General features: G+C 64.0%; 17 protein-coding genes. 8 read left to right on the forward strand and 9 right to left on the reverse strand.

All coding sequences use genetic code 11. The features are described from left to right. Positions 1-158 precede the first annotated feature (158 nt). On the forward strand, positions 159-1,745 hold the full coding sequence (locus tag ELS24_RS26120; RefSeq protein ID WP_127185776.1) for a BCCT family transporter: 1,587 nt from the start codon (positions 159-161) through the stop codon (positions 1,743-1,745). A gap of 45 nt (positions 1,746-1,790) precedes the next feature. Here ELS24_RS26120 and lolB read toward each other — a convergent pair whose 3' ends face one another. Together lolB and ELS24_RS26130 are read right to left on the reverse strand one after the other, a co-directional pair. After that, positions 1,791-2,381, reverse strand: coding sequence for a lipoprotein insertase outer membrane protein LolB (gene lolB / locus ELS24_RS26125; protein ID WP_127185777.1), 591 nt, complete (start codon positions 2,379-2,381; stop codon positions 1,791-1,793). 11 nt (positions 2,382-2,392) lie between these two features. Continuing rightward, entirely contained in the window at positions 2,393-4,279 is a 1,887-nt protein-coding gene (locus ELS24_RS26130; RefSeq protein ID WP_127185778.1) for a tetratricopeptide repeat protein, read from the reverse strand. On the opposite strand from ELS24_RS26130, the gene mutM reads away from it, so the two are divergent. The 4 genes from mutM to ELS24_RS26150 all read left to right on the forward strand — a co-directional run bounded on the left by mutM (position 4,278) and on the right by ELS24_RS26150 (position 8,220). After that, positions 4,278-5,105: a bifunctional DNA-formamidopyrimidine glycosylase/DNA-(apurinic or apyrimidinic site) lyase gene (gene mutM / locus ELS24_RS26135; protein WP_127185779.1), complete on the forward strand. Its 828-nt coding sequence runs from the start codon at positions 4,278-4,280 to the stop codon at positions 5,103-5,105. The two genes, ELS24_RS26130 and mutM, sit on opposite strands and share 2 nt — an antisense overlap. 138 nt (positions 5,106-5,243) lie before the next feature. Beyond that, positions 5,244-6,197 carry an MBL fold metallo-hydrolase gene (locus ELS24_RS26140; RefSeq protein WP_050448054.1) on the forward strand — a complete coding sequence of 318 codons (954 nt, stop codon included), beginning with the start codon at positions 5,244-5,246 and terminating at the stop codon, positions 6,195-6,197. 126 nt (positions 6,198-6,323) lie between these two features. Beyond that, positions 6,324-8,003, forward strand: a complete 1,680-nt coding sequence (locus ELS24_RS26145; RefSeq protein ID WP_127185780.1) for an FAD-dependent oxidoreductase — start codon at positions 6,324-6,326, stop codon at positions 8,001-8,003. Between the two features lie 19 nt (positions 8,004-8,022). Further along, positions 8,023-8,220: a DUF2783 domain-containing protein gene (locus ELS24_RS26150; RefSeq protein WP_050448056.1), complete on the forward strand. Its 198-nt coding sequence runs from the start codon at positions 8,023-8,025 to the stop codon at positions 8,218-8,220. A 181-nt stretch (positions 8,221-8,401) separates the two neighbouring features. Here the strand turns inward: ELS24_RS26150 and ELS24_RS26155 are convergent, their stop codons facing one another. Then, entirely contained in the window at positions 8,402-9,307 is a 906-nt protein-coding gene (locus tag ELS24_RS26155; RefSeq protein WP_127185781.1) for a LysR family transcriptional regulator, read from the reverse strand. Between the two features lie 159 nt (positions 9,308-9,466). Here ELS24_RS26155 and hmgA point away from each other — a divergent pair, with 159 nt between their 5' ends. From hmgA to ELS24_RS26170, 3 genes are all read left to right on the forward strand, one after another. Then, positions 9,467-10,765: a homogentisate 1,2-dioxygenase gene (hmgA, locus tag ELS24_RS26160; RefSeq protein ID WP_127185782.1), complete on the forward strand. Its 1,299-nt coding sequence runs from the start codon at positions 9,467-9,469 to the stop codon at positions 10,763-10,765. Positions 10,766-10,918: 153 nt separating this feature from the next. Beyond that, entirely contained in the window at positions 10,919-12,238 is a 1,320-nt protein-coding gene (fahA, locus tag ELS24_RS26165; RefSeq protein ID WP_127185783.1) for a fumarylacetoacetase, read from the forward strand. 309 nt (positions 12,239-12,547) lie between these two features. Next, positions 12,548-13,681, forward strand: a complete 1,134-nt coding sequence (locus ELS24_RS26170; protein ID WP_127183689.1) for an IS481 family transposase — start codon at positions 12,548-12,550, stop codon at positions 13,679-13,681. 78 nt (positions 13,682-13,759) lie between these two features. Here ELS24_RS26170 and ELS24_RS26175 read toward each other — a convergent pair whose 3' ends face one another. The 6 genes from ELS24_RS26175 to ELS24_RS26195 all read right to left on the reverse strand — a co-directional run bounded on the left by ELS24_RS26175 (position 13,760) and on the right by ELS24_RS26195 (position 19,615). Next, positions 13,760-15,655 (reverse strand): LTA synthase family protein, encoded by a 1,896-nt coding sequence (locus ELS24_RS26175; RefSeq protein WP_050448060.1) that lies wholly within the window; start codon positions 15,653-15,655, stop codon positions 13,760-13,762. A gap of 217 nt (positions 15,656-15,872) precedes the next feature. Then, positions 15,873-16,601 (reverse strand): FadR/GntR family transcriptional regulator, encoded by a 729-nt coding sequence (locus tag ELS24_RS26180; protein ID WP_127185784.1) that lies wholly within the window; start codon positions 16,599-16,601, stop codon positions 15,873-15,875. 154 nt (positions 16,602-16,755) lie between these two features. Next, complete coding sequence (locus ELS24_RS31430) at positions 16,756-16,986, reverse strand: hypothetical protein (protein WP_240669389.1); 231 nt, start codon at positions 16,984-16,986, stop codon at positions 16,756-16,758. After that, the gene (locus tag ELS24_RS26185; protein ID WP_240669390.1) at positions 16,980-17,486 is read right to left on the reverse strand and encodes a hypothetical protein; all 507 of its coding nucleotides are present in this window, start codon (positions 17,484-17,486) and stop codon (positions 16,980-16,982) included. The genes ELS24_RS31430 and ELS24_RS26185 overlap by 7 nt, the downstream gene beginning before the upstream one ends. Before the next feature lie 75 nt (positions 17,487-17,561). Further along, complete coding sequence (locus ELS24_RS26190; protein ID WP_127185785.1) at positions 17,562-18,905, reverse strand: sensor histidine kinase; 1,344 nt, start codon at positions 18,903-18,905, stop codon at positions 17,562-17,564. After that, the gene (locus ELS24_RS26195) at positions 18,902-19,615 is read right to left on the reverse strand and encodes a response regulator transcription factor (protein ID WP_127185786.1); all 714 of its coding nucleotides are present in this window, start codon (positions 19,613-19,615) and stop codon (positions 18,902-18,904) included. The genes ELS24_RS26190 and ELS24_RS26195 overlap by 4 nt, the downstream gene beginning before the upstream one ends. Positions 19,616-19,645 lie beyond the last annotated feature (30 nt).

The raw sequence follows: 19,645 nt of genomic DNA on the forward strand, positions 1-19,645 counted from the left end.
CAGGAAAAGGGGGGCTGCCCAACCGGGTGCGGTCGAGTCTAATTTATATTGATTGATCATTCAATATAAAAACAGTAAGGTCCGGCAGACACGATCGGACAAAGATCGGAAGCAGCAGGGGAAGCACCACGGCAGTATCACCACACGGGGAGACAGCGGTGCAGCATGATCGGAAGAACTCGGCGCGGGATCTCGGGGCCGCGCCGCCCAGGCGCGGCTGGCTTGCGCATACCAACCCCATCGTTTTCCTTTGTGCGTCCGGCGCCGTGCTGCTTATCGGCGCCCTGCTCATCGTGCAGCCGGGCGAATCGCAAGCCTGGCTCGAGGCCACCCAATTGCTGGTGGCCGCGCACTTCGGCTGGTATTACATGCTGGCCATGGCGGTCAGCGTGGGCTTTGCGTTGTGGCTGGCGCTATCGCGACACGGTGCGCTGCGCCTGGGTGAAGACGACGAATCGCCAGAATTCAGCTACCTGTCCTGGGTATCGATGCTGTTCTCATCCGGCATCGGCATTGCGCTGGTGTATTGCGGCGTCTACGAGCCGCTGGACCATTTCCTGATGCCGCCCACCGGCGCGGGCGGCACCCAGGAAGCGGCGCGCAATGCGCTGACCCTGACCTTCCTGCATTGGGGCATCCATGGCTGGACGCTCTACGCCTTGACCGCCACGGCGCTGGCCTACTTCGCGTATCGCCACAAGCAGCCCCTGGCGCTGCGTTCTCCCTTGCAAGGGCTGTCCGGCAAGCCGCTGCCCAAGGGCGTGGGCCACGCGGTCGATGGCTTTGGCGTGCTGGCCACCATCGTGTCCATGGTGACCAACCTGGGGCTGGGCGCCTTGCTGCTGCATGCCGGGCTGACATACCTGTGGGGCGTGCCGAACACGGCCGCCGTCCAGGTGCCCATCGTGATCATCATGATGGTGGTGGCCACGGGCGCGGCGGCGCTGGGCATCAAGCGCGGCATCGCCATCCTGTCGAACGTCAATACCGCGCTGATGTGCCTATTGTTGCTGTTCGTATTCCTGGCCGGCCCCACGCGCCTGCTGCTGGACGGCCTGGTGCAGAACCTGGGCGACTATCTGAACGCATTTCTGGGCAAAAGCTTCGACATGTACCTGTATGACCGCAAGGCCGTGCGCTGGACCAGTTCGTGGACCATCTTCTACTGGGCGTGGTGGATAGGCTGGGCGCCGTTTGTCGGCATGTTCATCGCCCGCATTTCACGCGGGCGCCGAATTCGGGAATTGATCTTCGGCGTCATGCTGGTGCCGCTGGGTTTCACGCTGGCCTGGCTGTCCATCTTTGGCAATACCGCCATCAATCTGGTGCTGAACGATGGCGCGGCCAGCCTGGGCCAGATGGCCATGGCCGACCCGCCGATGGCGTTCTACACGCTGATGGAATACCTGCCAATGACATCGCTTGTGGCCGGCGTCGGCGTGGTCATGTCATTCATGCTGTTCCTGACACCGGTCGATTCGGGCACGCTGATGATCGCCAACCTATCGGCCCGCAACGCCGACGCCGGCCACGACGCGCCCATCTGGTTGCGTGTTTTCTGGGCGGCGCTGACGACGATGCTGGGGGTAGGCCTGCTGCTGGCGGGCAACTTCAATGCGATGCAGACCGCCGTGGTGCTGTGCGGCCTGCCCTTTTCGGTGATCTTGCTGTGCTACATGGTCAGCCTGTACAAGGCGCTGGTCCGAGACAACCCCGAAGCCAGCCACCTGCCCGCCACGCGCTAAGAGCCGGGGTTCAGCGTTCAGAACTCAGAACCCTGAACTCAGAACTCAGGGCTGGTTGACCACCAGCCGCACCATGATGCGGCGGCCCGGCTCCTGGCGTTGCAGCACCAGCATCTGCGGACCCAGCGTGTCGTAGCGCGACAGGTTGGCACGCCAGCCGCCTTGCTCGAACGTTGTGGGCCGACCGAGCTCGTCGCGGGCCACATCCGACGCTTCCGGCTCGGCCGGCAGCTTGCCGCGCAGCCAATCGCGCAGGCCGGACACGGGCATGCTGCTGCCCAGGGCTTCTTCGGCCAAGGCATCGGGGTTATCGGCCAGCAGGCGGGTGCCGTCGGCCTTGGTCAAGCTGGCTGCGCCGGGGCGCCCTTCCACGCGGGCTTCGGTTGAGCCTAGCGGGTTGGTCAGGTCCAGCACGTAGCGCTGGCCATCGTCCGACCATGAAAAACCGCCTTGCACGGCATTCTGCTTGCCGCCTTCTTCGTTGACCGTGATGGCAAAGCGGCCGATGCGTGAAAAGGCGTCGGCGCTGGCGCCTTCAATGGGTTCGGGTGTGGTGGTGCAGGCGGCAAGCGCCATGGCCAGCATCGTCACCAGCGCCAGCCGCAGCCAGCCGGAAAGGCCGGCCAAGCTTCGCATCGCCAACACGCTCACAGGTTGACCCCCAGACGCTTGACCACATCTTGCACGGTCCTGTTCTTGGGATCTTTCATCAGCGCGGCGCGCAGCAGTTCCATCGCCTGATCGCGTTTTCCTTGGCTCCACAGCACTTCGGCCAGGTGGGCGGCGATGTCGGCTTCCGGGCGCACGCTGTAGGCGCGGCGCAGGTATTCCGCCGCGGACTCGGATTCACCCATGCGGTACTTGACCCAGCCCATGCTGTCCAGAATGAAGGGGTCATTGGGCGACAGTTCAAGCGCCTGAGTGATCAGGTCCAGTGCTTCGGGCAGGCGCTTGTTGTGATCCGCCAGCGTGTAGCCCAGCGCGTTATAGGCGTGTGCGTGGTCCGGATCCAGCGCGATGACCTGGCGCAGCATGCGTTCCAGATCGTCAAGACGGTTCTGGCGTTCATACAGCATCGCCAGTTCGTACTTGATTTCAACGGTGTCGGGCAGCGCCTCGTCAGCGGCTTCCAGGGTGCGGATCGCCTGGGGCACGCGGTCGGCGTCGCGCAGGATCTGTGCCTTGGTCAAGACGCCCAGCGTGCGTTCTTCTTCGTCTTGCGGGCCGGCCGCGTCAATCATGGTCAGCGCATTGTCGACGCGGCCACTCTTGGCGCGCAGCGCCGCCTGCCGCATGCGCACGGAATACCGCAGCGTCGGGTCGTCGATGCGGCCCAGTTCATTGATGGCTTCGTCGTAATTGCCCTGGTCTTCGGCAATGCGCGACAGCAGCACATGCGCATCGGCGGCGGCCGCGCCAGCGTCGGTCGCGCCCGGCACCGTGGCACGCTGGCGCTGCTGCTGCACGTCCAGGTACTGCTGAAGCAGGGTCTTGGCTTGCGGCAGTTGGCCGGCCTTGTAGGCCAGTTGCGCCTGCATGAAAAGCAGGTCGAAGTCTTCCGGCGAGCGGCGCGACATGGCTTGCAGTTCGGCCAGCGCGCCGTTGTAGTCGCCGCTGTCGGCCAACTGACCCGCCAGCATCAGCCGAACCTTGCGGGCGCCGGGATTGCGGTTGATATAGGCGCGGGCATCGGCCTGGGCACGCTGCGGATCCACCCTGAAACCGTATTCCAGCACGCGCTGGGCGGCCGGTTCGGATTTGGGATCGGCGGCCAGCGCGGCGCGGGATTCCTGTGCGGCGCGCGGGTAGTCGCCGGCGGCGGATGCCACGTCGGCCAGGGCCAGATGGGCGGCGGGCAGCTTGCGCACGCTGTCGCTCAGGGATTCGTCAAGAATGCGCAGCGCCAGGCGGCGGTCGTTCAGGCGGCTGAGCACGGCCAGCGCCTGGCCGATGGCGGCCGGCTTGTCGCGCGATGCGTCGATGCGGTTGCGCAGCGCCTGGGCCAGACCCTTGGTCTGGCCATTGGCGGCGGCAAGCGCCAGTTCGGTGGAACTGGCTTCGACATCGTTGGGAGACAGGCGCGCCCAGACCCGGGCTGCTTCCAGCGCGCCGGGCAGGTTGCCGCCCGCCAACTGGAATTCCAACCCGCGTCGCGCCAGGCGGGGGTCGCCTGTGTCGCGGGCCAAGCCCACCATGGTGGTGGCCGCCGTGCCGTACATGCCGCGCTGGGCGGCAATTTCTGACGCGAGGACGCGGTAGAAGATGTCGCCGGTCAGCGAAACATAGGGCAGTTGGCCCGGCCGCAGACGGATCACTTCGGTTTCAGGCTGACGGTTCTGCGGGGCCATGCGTGGCCCGGTTGCATCTCGCGTCCGGCTGTCGGCCGCCTGGGCCGGCAGCGCAAAACCTGTTGCAAGCGCAAGCGCCAACGCGGCGATCCCGATATTCATTTGTTTAAAAGACGACTTCACGCGGCCCGTCCGGTTGATGGCACAATCTTCGTACACGCAATTGATGATCTTACACTGGCTCATGCCGGAACTGCCTGAAGTCGAAACTACGCGCCGAGGAATCGACGCCGTCATCACCGGCCGGACGCTCAGGCGCCTGGTCATCCACGAACCCCGCATGCGCTGGCCGATTCCCGCGGAATTGCCGGCGCTGATCGGTGGCCGCGCCGTATTGGAATGCGCGCGCCGGGGCAAATATCTGCTGCTGCGGTTCGAGCACGGCACGCAGATTGTGCATCTGGGCATGTCGGGCTCATTGCGCAGCGTGGCGCCGGGTGAATTCCTGCGCAAGCACGATCATGTCGAATGGATTTTCGACGACGCCGTGTTGCGCCTGCATGACCCCAGGCGTTTCGGGGCGGTGCTGTGGCATGCCGATACCGACGGCCCCATCGACGCCCATCCCTTGCTGGCCAAGCTGGGCATCGAACCCTTCGACCCGCGCTTTGACGGCGCCTGGCTGCATCGCCACTTCAAGAACCACGGCGCCGCCATCAAGCAGGTACTGCTGGCGGGCATGGCGGTGGTGGGCGTGGGCAATATCTACGCATCTGAAAGCCTGTTCCGCGCGCGCATCAACCCCAAGACGCCCGCCAACAAGCTGTCGCTGGCGCGTTGCGAACGGCTGGCCGACATGGTGCGCGCCACCTTGGCGGACGCGCTGACTTCCGGCGGCAGCACGCTGCGGGACTACGTGGGCGCCACGGGCGAACCCGGGGCGTACTTCGAGATTCATGCCGCCGTCTATGAACGCGAAGGCCTGCCGTGCCGAGTCTGCGAAACGCCCATCCGGCGCTTTGTCCAAGGACAGCGCGCCACCTATTACTGCCCCAAATGCCAAAGGAACTAAGCCCCAAGGCCCTGAAATTATTGGGGAAACCCCTGTAAAGCCTCGATCATTTGTTTATAGCGAACGTATTGCACAAACACTAACGCCAAGCTATATTCCTTCCACACACCTATTCCTATAACAGTGGAAGGAGCCTCCATGAGCAAGCAATTCGCCTCGCACGCCGATATGGACGACAAGGTCGTCTCGTTCGAAAAACTGTCCGACAACGCCTATGCCTACACGGCCGAGGGCGATCCCAACACGGGCGTGATCATCGGCGACGAGGCCGTCATGGTGATCGACACCCAAGCCACGCCGGTCATGGCGCAAGACGTCATCCGCCGCATCCGCGAAGTGACAGACAAGCCCATCAAGTACATCCTGCTGTCGCACTACCATGCCGTGCGCGTGTTTGGCGCATCCGCCTACAACGCCCAGGAAATCCTGGCCAGCCGCGACACCTATGACCTGATCGTCGAGCGCGGCGAGCAGGACAAGGCCAGCGAAATTGGCCGCTTCCCCCGCCTGTTCCGCAATGCCGAATCGATTCCGCCGGGCCTGGTCTGGCCGACGATGACGTTCAAGGGCGAAATGACCGTCAACCTGGGCAACCTGGAAGTCAAGCTGCTGCAAGTGGGCCGTGGCCACACCAAGGGCGACACCATCGCCTGGCTGCCCGAGCAGAAGATCCTGTTCGCGGGCGACCTGGTCGAATACCAGTCCACGCCGTACTGCGGTGACGCCTACTTCCGCGACTGGCCCAGCACGCTGGACGCGCTGTCGGGCTTTGAAGCCGAAAAGATGGTGCCCGGACGTGGCCCGGCATTGAAAGACGCCACCGAAGTGCGCCAAGGCCTGGCCGGCACCCGCGCTTTCCTGACGGACCTGTACGGCGCGGTGAACCGTGGCGTGGCCGAAGGCAAGGACCTGAAGACGATCTACCGCGAGGTCTACGACTTCATGAAGCCGCGCTACAGCGACTGGGTGATCTTCGACCACTGCATGCCGTTTGACGTGTCGCGCGCCTATGACGAGGCCTCGGGCCACACGCATCCGCGCATCTGGACCGACAAGCGCGATCTGGAAATGTGGGCGCAGTTGGAAGGCTGAGCCTGCCGGGCCGACGGGCTGGTGCCCTTCGGCCCTGTGAATGAAACTGCAAGAACAGAACCGCGCGTCGCAAGACGGCGCGCGGCTTCGCACATAAAAACAAAATGACCCACACAGGAGACAACCGTGGGAGACATCGACTTTCAGGCGATGGAGTTCGCCTATGAGAAGCACGCCGACCAAAGCGCCGGCGCCGCGGCGCGGCATCCGGTCATCGTGGTGGGCGCGGGCCCAGTCGGCCTGACCACCGCCCTGGATCTGGCGCGCCAAGGCGTGCGCGTGGTGGTGCTGGACGACGATTACCGCTTGTCCACCGGATCCCGCGCCATCTGTTTTTCCAAGCGCACACTGGAAATCTGGGACCGCCTGGGTGTCGGCCAGCGCATGATCGACAAAGGTGTGTCTTGGAACGTGGGCAAGGTGTTCTTCCGTGAACAGGAAGTGTGGCGCTTTGACCTGCTGCCCGAACCCGATCACCGCCGCCCCGCCTTCATCAACCTGCAGCAGTATTACGCCGAAGGCTATCTGTACGAGCAGGCGCGCCAGGAACCGAATATCGACCTGCGCTGGAAAAACAAGGTTGCGGGCGTGTTGCAGACCGATGCTGGCGTTGAACTCAGCATCGACACGCCCGAAGGCCCTTACACGCTGCATGCCGACTGGTTGATTGCCTGCGACGGCGCACGCTCGCCCGTGCGCAAGCTGATCGGCCAGGAAAGCCATGGCCGCATCTTCCGAGATCGCTTCCTGATTGCCGACGTGAAGATGAAAGCCGACTTTCCGACCGAGCGCTGGTTCTGGTTCGACCCGCCCTTTCATCCCAATCAGTCCGTGCTGCTGCACCGGCAGCCGGACAACGTCTGGCGCATCGACTTCCAGCTTGGCTGGAACGCCGACCCCGTCGAAGCCGTCAAGCCTGAAAACGTGCTGCCGCGCATTCGCGCGCTGCTCGGCCCCGACGCGCAATTCGACCTGGAATGGGTCAGCGTCTACACCTTTGCATGCGAACGCATGGACAAATTCCGCCATGGCCGCGTCGTGTTCGCGGGTGACTCCGCGCACCGCGTTTCGCCGTTTGGCGCGCGTGGCGCCAACAGCGGCGTGCAAGACGCTGAAAACCTGGCCTGGAAACTGAAGCTGGTGCTGGCGGGCCTGGCGCCCGACGCGCTGATCGACAGCTACGCCGCCGAACGCGAGTACGCGGCCGACGAGAACATTTTGAATTCGTCGCGGGCCACGGACTTCATCACGCCCAAAAGCGATGTCAGCCGCAGCTTCCGCAACGCCGTGTTGAACCTGGCCAAGACGCATGCGTTTGCGCGGTCACTGGTCAACAGCGGTCGCTTGTCGCTGCCGGCTACGTATGTCGGGTCGCCGTTGAATACGCCGGACGCCGACGCCTTCAGCGGCCGCATGACGCCCGGCGCCGTCGCGCTGGACGCGCCGGTGTCGGTGAATGGCGCAGATGACTGGTGGATGGCGCAACTGGACGGCAGCTTCGTGCTGGCCGTGTTCTGCGGCAGCACCCTGCCCAACCGTGACACACAATCGGCCTTGCAAGCGCTGCGCATGGCCCCGGTGCCGGTCAAGGCGGTTCTGGTGGTTGACGCGCAGTGCGATGTGTCGGGCTTGTCGGCGGACTTGCCAGTGGTGGCCGACCGCCAAGGATGCCTGGCCAAGCGCTATGACGCGCAGCCCGGCACCACCTACCTGATCCGCCCCGACCAGCACATCGCCGCCCGCTGGCGCGCCTTCCATGCCGACGCGGTTACCGCCGCCGTCAAGCGGGCCACGGGCCACGCCTGATTCCTGAGGTCACAAACTCATGCTGATAACCGATACCAACCTGAGCGCGCCCGACGATTTTTACGAAGCGCTGATCGAAACACATCGCGACCTGACGAACGAGCAAAGCCAGGAACTGAACGCCGCGCTGATCCTGCTGCTGGCCAACCACCTGGGCGACATGGCACTCTTGCGCGAAGCATTGCAGCAAGCCAGGGAGTCAGTAGTGGGATCGTAGGATGGGTGAAGCGCGAGAAAAAAACAAAGAAGAACGAAAACGCCGAACGCGCGCAACCCATCAAGCAACGGTGAATTCCGGAAGGATTCAGCCATAACGCAGCCGCTGCATGATGGGTTACGCGCGTTCCACATCGGTTTTCTTTTTGCCGATTCTTCGCGCTTCACCCATCCTACGAGCATCAAGCGTCCCCAAACGTATTCACAATCAGCCCGCGCAACCATTGGTTGCCACTATCCCGGTCAACCCGGCGTTGCCAATACATGTTCGTCTGCAGCGCAGGCACCTTTACCGGCGGCGTCATGAAGCGCAGGCCAAACGGCGCCGCGGCGCTGGCGGCGAGCTTTTCCGGTACGGTGGCCAGCAGATCCGTTGCGCTCACGATATATGGCACGGCCGAAAAGTGCGGCACGCTGAAGTGTTCGGCCAGCACCACCCCCGCGCGCTCCATCGACTGGTTCACCTGCCCGTAGGGCGCGGCGCGCGATACGATCAGATGGCGTTCCGCGCGAAACGCCTTGATGCCCATCCCCGCATGCGCCGTGGGATGTGCCTGCCGGAACAAGGTTGCATAACCCTGGCGAAACAGCATGCGCTGCAGCGTGCCCGCCCCCATTTCGTCAAAGGCGCCGATCGCAAGATCCACCCGGCCGGACTCCATCTCGCGCGGCAAGTCCGGCCCCTGCACCCGCACCGAATCAATCCGCACCTGCGGCGCCATTTGCACGCAGACCTCCATCAAGCGCGGCATGAAGTGGATTTCACCCACATCCGTCATGGCCACCCGAAAGCGCCGGTTGCTGGTCGCGGCGTCGAACACGTCCTGATCCTGCAGCGCCTGCGTCAGCACGGTCAGCGCCTCGCTGACGGGGCCGGCCAACCGCTGCGCGCGCGGCGTGGGCAGCATGCCCTGCCCGGTACGCACGAAGAGCTCGTCGCCAAAAGCCTCGCGCAGACGGCGCAACGCATTGCTGACGGCGGGCTGCGTCAAGTCCATGCGACGTGCCACCGCCGACAGGTTTCGGTCTTCCATCAAGTGCTGGAACAGGACCAGCAGGTTCAGATCGACGTTGCGCAGTTCGGCCATGCCGCCCCCTACTATTCACACAATTTATAGTCTGTATTTTTACATTCCCGTAGCCGTATTGGCAGTTTTTTCCGACAATGACGCATCGCCGCTGCGTTCGTCAGACGGCCCCATACCGACCGCGCGGCCACGCACCGCGCCGCCACCCAGGAGGATTCCATGGAACTGCAATATCTGACCGGCTTTGGCAACGACTGCGCCACCGAAGCCTTGCCCGGCGCGCTGCCCGTGGGCCGCAATTCGCCGCAGCAATGTCCGTATGGCCTGTATGCCGAGCAGCTTTCCGGCACAGCCTTCACCGCCCCTCGCAACGAAAACCGCCGTTCCTGGCTGTACCGCATCCGTCCGGGCGCGCAACACAAGCCGTTTGAAGCGTTTGGCGGCGCCGCCAGCTGGGAAAGCACGTTTGGCCATGGCCCGGTCACGCCCAACCAACTGCGCTGGAGTCCGCTGCCGATTCCCGCCGCCCCCACCGACTTCCTGGAAGGCGTGAAGACCTGGGGCGGCAACGGCGGCCCCGACGAACAGGGCGGCGTGGCCATCCATCTGTATGCCGCCAACCGCTCGATGCAGGGCCGTTACTTCTACAACGCCGACGGTGAACTGCTGCTGGTGCCGCAGCAGGGCCGGCTGCGCCTGGCCACCGAACTGGGCCTGATTGATTTGGAGCCCCTGGAAATTGCCGTAATCCCGCGCGGCGTACGGTTTCGCGTCGAACTGCTGGACGGCGAGGCGCGCGGCTACATGCTGGAGAACTTTGGCGCGGCGCTGCGCCTGCCAGAACTGGGTCCCATCGGTTCAAACTGCCTGGCCAACGCCCGTGACTTCAAAACGCCCGTGGCCTGGTACGAAGACGTGGAAGGCGACTTTGAATTGATCGCGAAATTCACCGGTGGCTTCTGGCGCGCGTCCATCGACCATTCGCCGCTGGACGTCGTGGCCTGGCACGGCACGCACGCGCCCTACAAGTACGACCTGCGCCACTTCAACACCATCGGCTCGATCAGTTTCGACCATCCGGACCCGTCGATCTTCACCGTGCTGACCGCGCCGTCGGACACCCCGGGCACGGCCAACATGGACTTCGCGATTTTCCCGCCGCGCATCCTGGCCATGGAAGACACCTTCCGTCCGCCCTGGTTCCACCGCAACGTCGCCAGCGAATTCATGGGCCTGATACAAGGCGTGTACGACGCCAAGGCCGATGGCTTCGCGCCCGGCGGCGCCAGCCTGCACAATTGCATGAGCGGCCACGGCCCCGACGCCGAGACCTTTGAAAAAGCCTCACGCGCCGACACGCACAGCGCCCACTACATCCGCGATACGATGGCGTTCATGTTTGAAACGCGCCGAGTGATTCGCCCGACCGCGCAGGCGCTGGCTTCCGACGCTCTGCAAGACGATTACCACCGGTGCTGGCAGGGTATCGTGAAGCACTTCGATCCCACCAAGGCGTGACGGCGCCCCCTCGCTGACCCACGCTCACGGCGATGCGCGAAAGCGCATCGCCGTTTGGCGTTCACCATCTGGCGTTCATCCTTTGTTATCCGCCGTTCAGCATTCGTACGGCTTGCCGGCCCTTCAACACACACATTAACGAGACACGCAGCCATGACCACCACCATCAACGAAACCCACGATCCGTCCTTGAAGAGCTGGGTTGCCAGCGCCAACACCGGCACGTCCGACTTTCCGGTGCAGAACCTGCCCTATGGCGCCTTCCGCCGCAAGGGCACGAACGAGTCGTTCCGCCCCGGCGTGGCCATCGGCGACCAGATCCTGGACCTGGCTGCGCTGGCAGCGGCAAAGCCGTTTGAAGGCCAGGCCGCCGAGGCGCTGGCCGTTTGCGCCAGCGACAGCCTGAATGCGTTGATGGCCTTGGGCAAGACACATTGGAGTGCCCTGCGCCTGGCCCTGTCGCGTGCGCTGCGCGAAGGCGCCGCGTTGCGCAACGTGGTCGAGCCGCTGTTGGTGGCGCAAGCCGATGCAGAACACACCACGCCCGCGCGCATTGGCGACTACACCGACTTCTACATCTCGGTGCACCACGCCACCGCCATCGGCAAACAATTCCGCCCCGACAACCCTTTGCTGCCGAACTACAAGTGGGTGCCCATCGGCTACCACGGTCGTGCGTCCAGCATCGGCGTAGACCAGAAATTCCCCCGGCCCGTTGGCCAGACTCGCCCGGCCAACGAAGGCGAAGCGCCGCAGTTCGGCCCGTGCGCCCGCTTGGATTACGAACTGGAACTGGGTATCTTCGTGGGCACCGGCAACGTCCAGGGCGAGCGCATCAACCTGGCTGACGCCGACGGCCACGTGTTTGGCCTGTGCATTCTGAACGACTGGTCGGCACGCGACATCCAGGCTTGGGAATACCAGCCGCTGGGGCCTTTCCTTTCCAAGAACTTCGCCTCGACGATCTCGCCGTGGATCGTGACCATGGAAGCGCTGGAGCCGTTCCGCACGCAGTACAACCGCGGGCCGTCCGAACCGCAACCGATGCCGTACCTGGCATCCGATGCGAACCGCGCCAAGGGTGCCTACGACGTGCAACTTGAAGTGCTGATGACCACCGCCCAGTCGCGCGATGCCAAGCAGCCGCCGGTGACGCTGTCGCGCAGCAATTTCCGCGACGCGTACTGGAACGTGGCGCAACTGATTGCGCACCACACAGTGAACGGCTGCAATCTGCAACCGGGCGACATGCTGGGCACGGGCACGCTGTCCGGCCCGAAACCGTCGGAAGCGGGGTCCTTGCTGGAATTGAGCAACGGCGGCAAGACGCCGATTGACTTGCCCTGGGGCGAAAAGCGCACCTTCCTGCAAGACGGTGACCAGATCATCATGCGCGCCGCCTGCGAGAAAGCGGGCTACCCGAAAATCGGCTTCGGCGAATCTTCCGGCGTGGTGCTACCCGCCAAACAGTAGGATGGGTGAAGCGCGGCAAGCCGGGTAGAAGAACCCCGGCATTCGCCGCGCGCAACCCATCACGACTGCGTTCAGGAAGGATTTCTCGCTTGCCGGGCGTGATGGGTTACGTGCGATGGGAGGTGGGGTTCTTGGGTGAAGATTTCTCGCACTTCACCCATCCTACGTGCCACGACTTCATCACGGCTGACGCGAGAAACCCTGCTCGGCAGCCGATACTTTGTATGGACCGGGGACATGGGTAACGGGTGTTCGGGGACATAGGTAACACTTCTAGCATCACGGTATGGTCGTTTTTAGGAGCGAGCGATGCCGTGGAAGGAGTCAAGCCTTATGTCCTGCCGAATGGAGTTCGTTCAGCTTGCCCTGCAACCGGGCAGCAATGTGCGGGAGCTTTGCCGGCGTTTCGATATCAGCGCCAAGACCGCCTACAAGTGGTTGGGCCGCTACGAGCGGAACGGCCAGGCTGGGTTGCAAGATCTGTCTCGCAGGCCTGGCAATAGTCCTGGGCGCACGTGTGAGCAAATCGAAGCGCAGGTGATCGACCTGCACAAGCGTTACCCGTACTGGGGGCCTCGCAAGTTGCGGGCGCTGCTTGGGCCGACTACGGCGCCCGCGCCCAGTACCATCTCGGCAATTTTGCGACGACATGGCTATCGGGTCCAAGGCGAGGACTCGAACGTCGGGCTGGCGAACCAGCGCTTTGAGCATGAAGCGCCAAACCTGTTGTGGCAGATGGACTTCAAGGGGCACTTTGCCCTGACCGACGCGCGTCAGGGACGGTGCCATCCGCTGACGCTATTGGACGATCACTCACGCTACGCCCTGTGCATCCAGGCTTGTGGCGATGAGCGCAGCAAAACCGTGCAGCAGCACCTGAAGGCCGTATTTCGCCGTTACGGATTGCCCGAACGGATCACCGCGGATAACGGCCCATCCTGGGCATCGGTGCGCGGCCTGGGGCTGACAGGCCTGGAGGTTTGGCTCATGCGGCTGGGTGTGCGTATCAGCCACAGTCGTCCTCGCCACCCGCAAACCCAGGGCAAGCTAGAACGCCTGCATCGAACGCTCAAGCGCGAGTTGATCCAGGCCCGGGGGTTTAGCAGTCTGCTGGACTGCCAGCAAGCCATGGATCAGTGGCGTGAACAGTACAACCACGTCCGGCCCCACCAGGCGTTGGGGCAGATGCCGCCCCTGTCGAGATATAGACCTAGCCCTCGTCGCTATCCTGCCTCGTTGCCTCCGATCGAATACGAGCCGGGCGATCGAGTGCTCAAGGTCAGGACCAAGGGGCAGATCATTGTGAACGGACGCGTCGTCTTCGTCGGAGAGGGAATGGCGGGTCTGCCGGTCGCGGTCAGACCCTCCTCGCAAGACGGCGTGCTCGATGTCGTCTTCCTGTACAAAATTGTCCAACAGATCGACCTCAGAGCACGCCAATAGGATAAAAACCTATGTGTTACCCATGTCCCCGAACATGTGTCACCCATGTCCCCGGTCCATACAATACTTTGCAACCCATCACGGCAACCGATACTTTTCTTCCCGATACGCCCAGCTTGCCCACAGGGCATGCGCCAGCGCCTCATCGGTCAACGTCGGGTCGGCGGGCTGCACGGGCGCATACGTTTCATTTTGGCCTACCGGCGCCGCTTCGTAGCGGAATTCGCGTGGCGGCTTCGCGGGTTCCAGCACCAGCAGCTTGTCGCCCTGCAAATACCCGAAGTTGTCCGCGTACTGCATCATCGCGCGGTTCGGGTCGCGCTGCGTCAGGTCGGCGCCCAGCATCGGGTTCACGTTGTCCAGGCCAATCAGAGACAACAGCGTCGGCGCCATATCGATCTGGCTCACCAGGCGTTCGTCCTGGCGCGGCGTGATGCCGGCGCCGAGGAACAGCGCGGGTATCTGGAAATGGCGCACCGGCACGGGTATCGATCCATACACGCGCGAATCGTGGTCCGCGATCACCAGGAACACGGTGTTGTCCCAGTACGGCGCCTGCTTCGCCTTTTCAAAAAACTGCCCTAACGCCCAATCGGCGTAACGCACCGTATTGTCCACCGTGGCCGGGTCGCCCACCGGCTTGATGCGGCCTTCCGGGTATTCCCAAGGTGAATGGTTCGACACGGAAAACGCCAGCGTGAAGACGGGCTTGTCGCCGTCAGCACGCAACAGGCGGTCGACCTGGTTGAACATGTCTTCGTCGGACGCGCCCCATGAGCCTTCATACACCGGATTCACGAACTTCGGCCGGTCCACCACTTCGTCGAAGCCGTTGCCCAGGAAGAACGCCCGCATATTGTCAAAGTGCGACTCGCCGCCATACACGAAGCGTGAACGGTAGCCGTGCTTGCCCAGCACCTGCGCCAAGGTGAAGAAGCCGGTTTGCGAACGCGGCAGCTTGACTACCGCGTCGGCCACGCTGGGCAGAAAGCCCGCCGTCACCGCTTCAATGCCGCGTACCGAGCGCGTGCCGGTGGCATAGGCGCGATGAAACATCCAGCCTTCCTTGGACAGGCGGTCAATATTCGGCGTCAGGTCGCGTCCGCCCAAGCTGCCCACGTACTGCGCGCCCAGGCTTTCCTGCAAGATGATCACCACGTTCAGCGGCTTGTCGCGCCGCACCGTGGCCTTTTGTTCATGCAAGCTGGGGTAGCGCGCATCCAGTGGCGCGCCGGTCAGGCCGGCCTTATCGCGAACAATGGCGTTCATCTGGTCCACCGGCATCTTCGGATACATCGCGGCCGACGAGCGCTCGTCCTGCATGCGATAGGCCGCGTCGAACACGCTGTACAGCGAATTCAGCGCCAAGGCATTCACCATGGAATCCGAGCTGAACGCCACCTTGGCCGGATTGATAGGGCGATGCTCCAGCGTGCCGCGCGCGCCCAGCACCGCCAGCGCCAGGATCACGAAGGACGCAATCGGTCGCTTCCACCACGCCATGAACCCGTCTTGCGAACGCGTCGGAAACAGTTTGAACGCCAACCAGGCCGCCACCACCAGCACCACGAACGCAGCCAGCAACACGCCCTTGTAGCCTTGCCACAGCATCGACCCCACTTCCTTGGGATTGAGCAGGTAGATGAAGTACAGCCGGTTGGGCCGCGTGTCGTATTCCGTGATGAATTGCGGCGTGGACACCTCCAGCAGCACATACAGCATCCACCACACGCGGAACCACCACGCAGTGATGCGAGCCGCCAGCGGCCGATGCCCGAACCACGGCGAGAACACAGCAGGCAACGCTATCACCATGGACAGCAGGCAGACGTCGATACGCAACCCGCCCAGCAGCACCGGCCACAAGCCGCCAGCCGCTTGTACGCGGTCCCACATCCAGAACGACAGCCCAAGCCGCGACAACGTCAGCAGCACCAGGACGGCGAGAATGAATCGAAGTGTCAGGCGACGCATGCGGCAGCCCCTCGCAAGCGGCGAATCGCGTTTGCCGCTACTGATAAAAGAATGCCGTTATCCATGCCGAGCAAAACCATGCCGCCTCGTTGTCCGAAATTGAAACCGGGCAAAGATTAACGCGGTTTTGCCAGATCAGCGGTGATATCGAATCGGCGGGCCGCGTTGCACGACATCGCCGGCGCAACAGAGCGCTTGCGCGGCCCAGCAGCTTGCCCTATTGAACGCGTCGCAGCCGTTCTCGGCTGTTGCTCAGGTGCGTGCGCATGGCGGCGCGTGCCGCCTCCGCGTCCTGGCGCAGGATCGCGCTGTAGATGTCTTCGTGTTCCAGGTTCACGCGGGCCAGATAGGCCGCCCGATCTTCCTGCGCAAACTTGGCGGAATTGATGCGGGTACGCGGGATGATCGCCGAACCCAGATGCGACATCAGATCCGCGAAATATCGGTTGTCGGTGGACTGCGCCACCAGGAGGTGGAACTGGAAGTCGGGGGTGATCGTGTCGCCGCCGCTTTCCAAGGCGCTCTTGAAAAGGTCCAGCGCGCGCCGCATGTCCTGCAACTGTGCGTCGCTGCGGCGCGTGGCGGCCAGGCCCGCCGCCTCGCTTTCCAGGCAGATGCGCAGTTCAAGCAGCACCAGCACGTCGCGCACCGTGGCGATGTCCGCGGGGTCAATGCGAAAGTCGGCGCTGCCGCTGGGTTCCAGCGCATACGTGCCAACGCCGTGATGGGTTTCCACCAGACCTGAGGCCTGCAGGCGGGAAAGCGCTTCGCGCACAACGGTTCGGCTCACGCCGAACTGACTCATGATCGCGGACTCGGTGGGCAGCTTTTCGCCAGGACGGATCGCTCCGCTACGGATTCGCTCGGAGATGCTTTCGACCAAGCCTTGAGCCAAGTTCCGGGGACGACGCTGCGGCAAAACGGGGGTATCGACAGGCGCGTTCATCTGGGTTGATCCGACAATGATTACAAGGGCTTGGTGCGTGAATTTGGGGCTGATTGTACTTTGCACAAGTTGTACGACAACATACCAGATACGCCCGCCTACGCGCCATCGGCGGGCGGGCTGCGTGCGCGGTCATGGGCACGAATTCACCATTTCAGGGGGATGGGTCGTGCCCACCGGCGCGTGCCACGATGATCGGAAGGAAAAAGAGCGCCGCCAGAAACCACAGCAAGGTGGCGGACCACAGCGTCTGGCTCAGGAAATGCGCACCTTGCAATATGCGCACCAGCGAAAACAAGATCCCGGCCGACACCCCCACCGCCAGCCCGCCCCAGCGCCACGCCGGCCGCTTCAGCGCCCAGCCGACAAAGTACAGCGTCAGCATCGAATAGCCCGCGCCCGCGTGGCCGCTTGGCAAGGCCCCCCGGCCCGTGCGCGCACCCAGGTCCACCAGTGCAGCGGGTATGGCGTATAGCCGCCCAGTGTGTCCAGGTCGTACGGGCGCGGCAACGTCGTGTAGTGCTTGAGCTGGTTCACCAGCACTTGCCCGACCAGGCAAGTGGCCGCCAACGCCAACGCCGGCGCGCGCCACCGACGCCAGGACGGCACACGGAAACTGGCGGCCGCCACGCTTGCGGCCCCCAGGGCCACGCCGATGGGCAGCACCAGTACCAGGCGGTGCCCCAGCACTTCCAGCAAACGGTTCGCGCGCAAGGGAAAGTCGTCCAGCGCCGGGCTGAACAACGCATGTGCGATGCGCAGGTCCAGCCCCGACGTATTGGCCCACCACGCCGCCGCCGCCCACGCCAAGGTCATGCCGATGAGTTGGCTGCATGCATACCAGGCAAGCGTGGGTGCACGCGCGGGCAGCAGGGAGGAAGGCATGAAGAAAAGTCGACGAAGATCGGTTCGGAAGCAAGCGCAGAGCTTAGTCGCCCGAAGGTCGAAAATTCGTCAAATTCACGCGGGGGCTTGTGGAGCGGCAGCGCTGGCATGGGCGTCCAGGCGCAGCAGGAACTGGGTCCCCCGCGACGCCGGTTCGCGGGAAGACGCGACGGTCAGTTGCCAACCCTGCATGTCGCAGACGCGCTTGGCGATTGCCAGCCCCAAGCCGCGCGCCGTGTCGTGCTGGCCCGCGGCCGCCGAATCCCGCATGCGGCCGCTGTAATAACGGCGGAACAGGAAGGGCAGGTCGTCGGCCGCAATGCCTTTGCCGTCGTCGCTCAATTCCAACAAAGCACCCGCGTGAAACCTGGCGGTAAGCGTGGCCGGCGCGGCGTGCTCGACGGCGTTGCGCACCAGATTGCGCAGCACGATCAGCAGCGCATAGCGGTCCAGGGTCAACACGTGGCCCGCTTCGATCTGATTGTCGAAGCGCAAATCCGCCTGTCCGGCCTGGGCTTCATAGCCGCGCCAGGCATCATCCATGCAGACGCCGATATCCACCGGCGCGGGCGGCAGCAACTGATCGCGCGCCATCGCGCGGGCGCTTTCCAGGCACACGATCACATCGTCCACGTTGTCCACCACGCGCGTCAGACGCTGATGCTGGTCGGGCGTCAAGGACTGAGTCAGCAGCATCAATTCGCTGTCTGACCGAATGGCGGCCAGCGGCGTGCGGATTTCGTGGCTCAGGTTGCCCGCAAACTCGCGTTCGCGCGCGATGGATCGGTCCACCTGATTCTGCACGCGGTTGAAGGCTTCGATCAGGCGGCCGGCTTCGTCGTCGCGGGTAACGGCCATGTCGGGCGCGCCGGGGGCCCAGGTGGCCAGCCGGTCGGTCAGGTCCAGCAAGGGCCCCACCGCCACCGCCGCCACGCGCCGCGACAAGGCGTACGCGCCCAGCACGCAGATGGCGCCCACGCCCAGCACGATCAAGCCGAAGTCGTGGACCCGTTCTTCATTGTCGGTGGCGTCGTACAGCAAATACACCTTGCCGCGGCCGGTATCCGCCACCATGACGTGCCAGGTATAGGCGTCGGGCTCGATCAGGTGCAGGCCATTGTCCAGCCCCAACACCTCATCGGGAATGCCGGCGGGACGCTGTCCGTCCACACTCATCCAGGCTCGCATCGAGCCGCCCAGTTCACGCGCGCCCTGGCGCGGCACGAACTCGTCGCTGGCGCGCGCGTGTTGCACCAGTCGGTCCATTTCGGTGTTGAGGATGTCGTTGACCAGGTCGTCTTCCATCTGGTCGAACGTCAGATAGGCCAGCAGCGCCAGCGCAGTCACGAACAGCGCCACCGTTCCCGTCAGCGCCCACACGACCCGCTGGGTCAGTGTGCCGCCCGCCGCGCGCGTCATGCGGCGGCTCCGTTCAGCGTCAGGCGCCAGCCTGTGCCGTGCAGGGTTTCGATGCCGTCGAACCCAGCATCGGCCAAGGCGCGGCGCAGCAGGTGCACCTGGCTGCGCAGCGCGTCCGAGGACGGCGGTTCGTTGCCCCACAGCAGGGATTCGAGTTCCTCGCGCGCCACCACGCGGCCAGGATCGCGCATCAGCGCGTCCATGATCAGGCTGGCCTTGCGCGTCAGGTGCACGGGCTGCCCGTTGAATGACACGCTACGGCTGCGCGTGTCGTATTGCAGCGGGCCGAACACGCGCACTACATCCACCGTTGCGCCCTTGGCGCGCTGAATCAAGGCCAGCAGCCGGGCCTCGACTTCAAGCAGCGCGAAGGGCTTGGTCAGGTAGTCGTCGGCGCCATGCGAGAAGCCCGTGAGCTTGTCTTCCAGGCTGTCGCGCGCGGTCAGCATCAGCACCGGCACATCCGCGCGCATGTCGTTGCGCAACGCATGCAGCACCGCATTGCCGTCCATGCCCGGCAAGCCGATGTCCAGGATCAAGGCATCGAAGCGCTGCGCCTTGACGCACGCCAACGCGGCGTGGCCGGTATAGGCGACGTCAGGCAGAAACCCGCGAACTTCCAGAAAGGAATACAGGTTGCCGGCAATGATGTGATCGTCTTCGACGATCAGCACCCGATAATTCGCACCCGCCGCGGGGCTGACTGCCATGGTTGGCGCTCCGTATGGATTGACCGCGAG

This window comes from Achromobacter spanius (assembly GCF_003994415.1).
GTDB classification, from domain to species: Bacteria; Pseudomonadota; Gammaproteobacteria; order Burkholderiales; family Burkholderiaceae_B; genus Achromobacter; species Achromobacter spanius_C.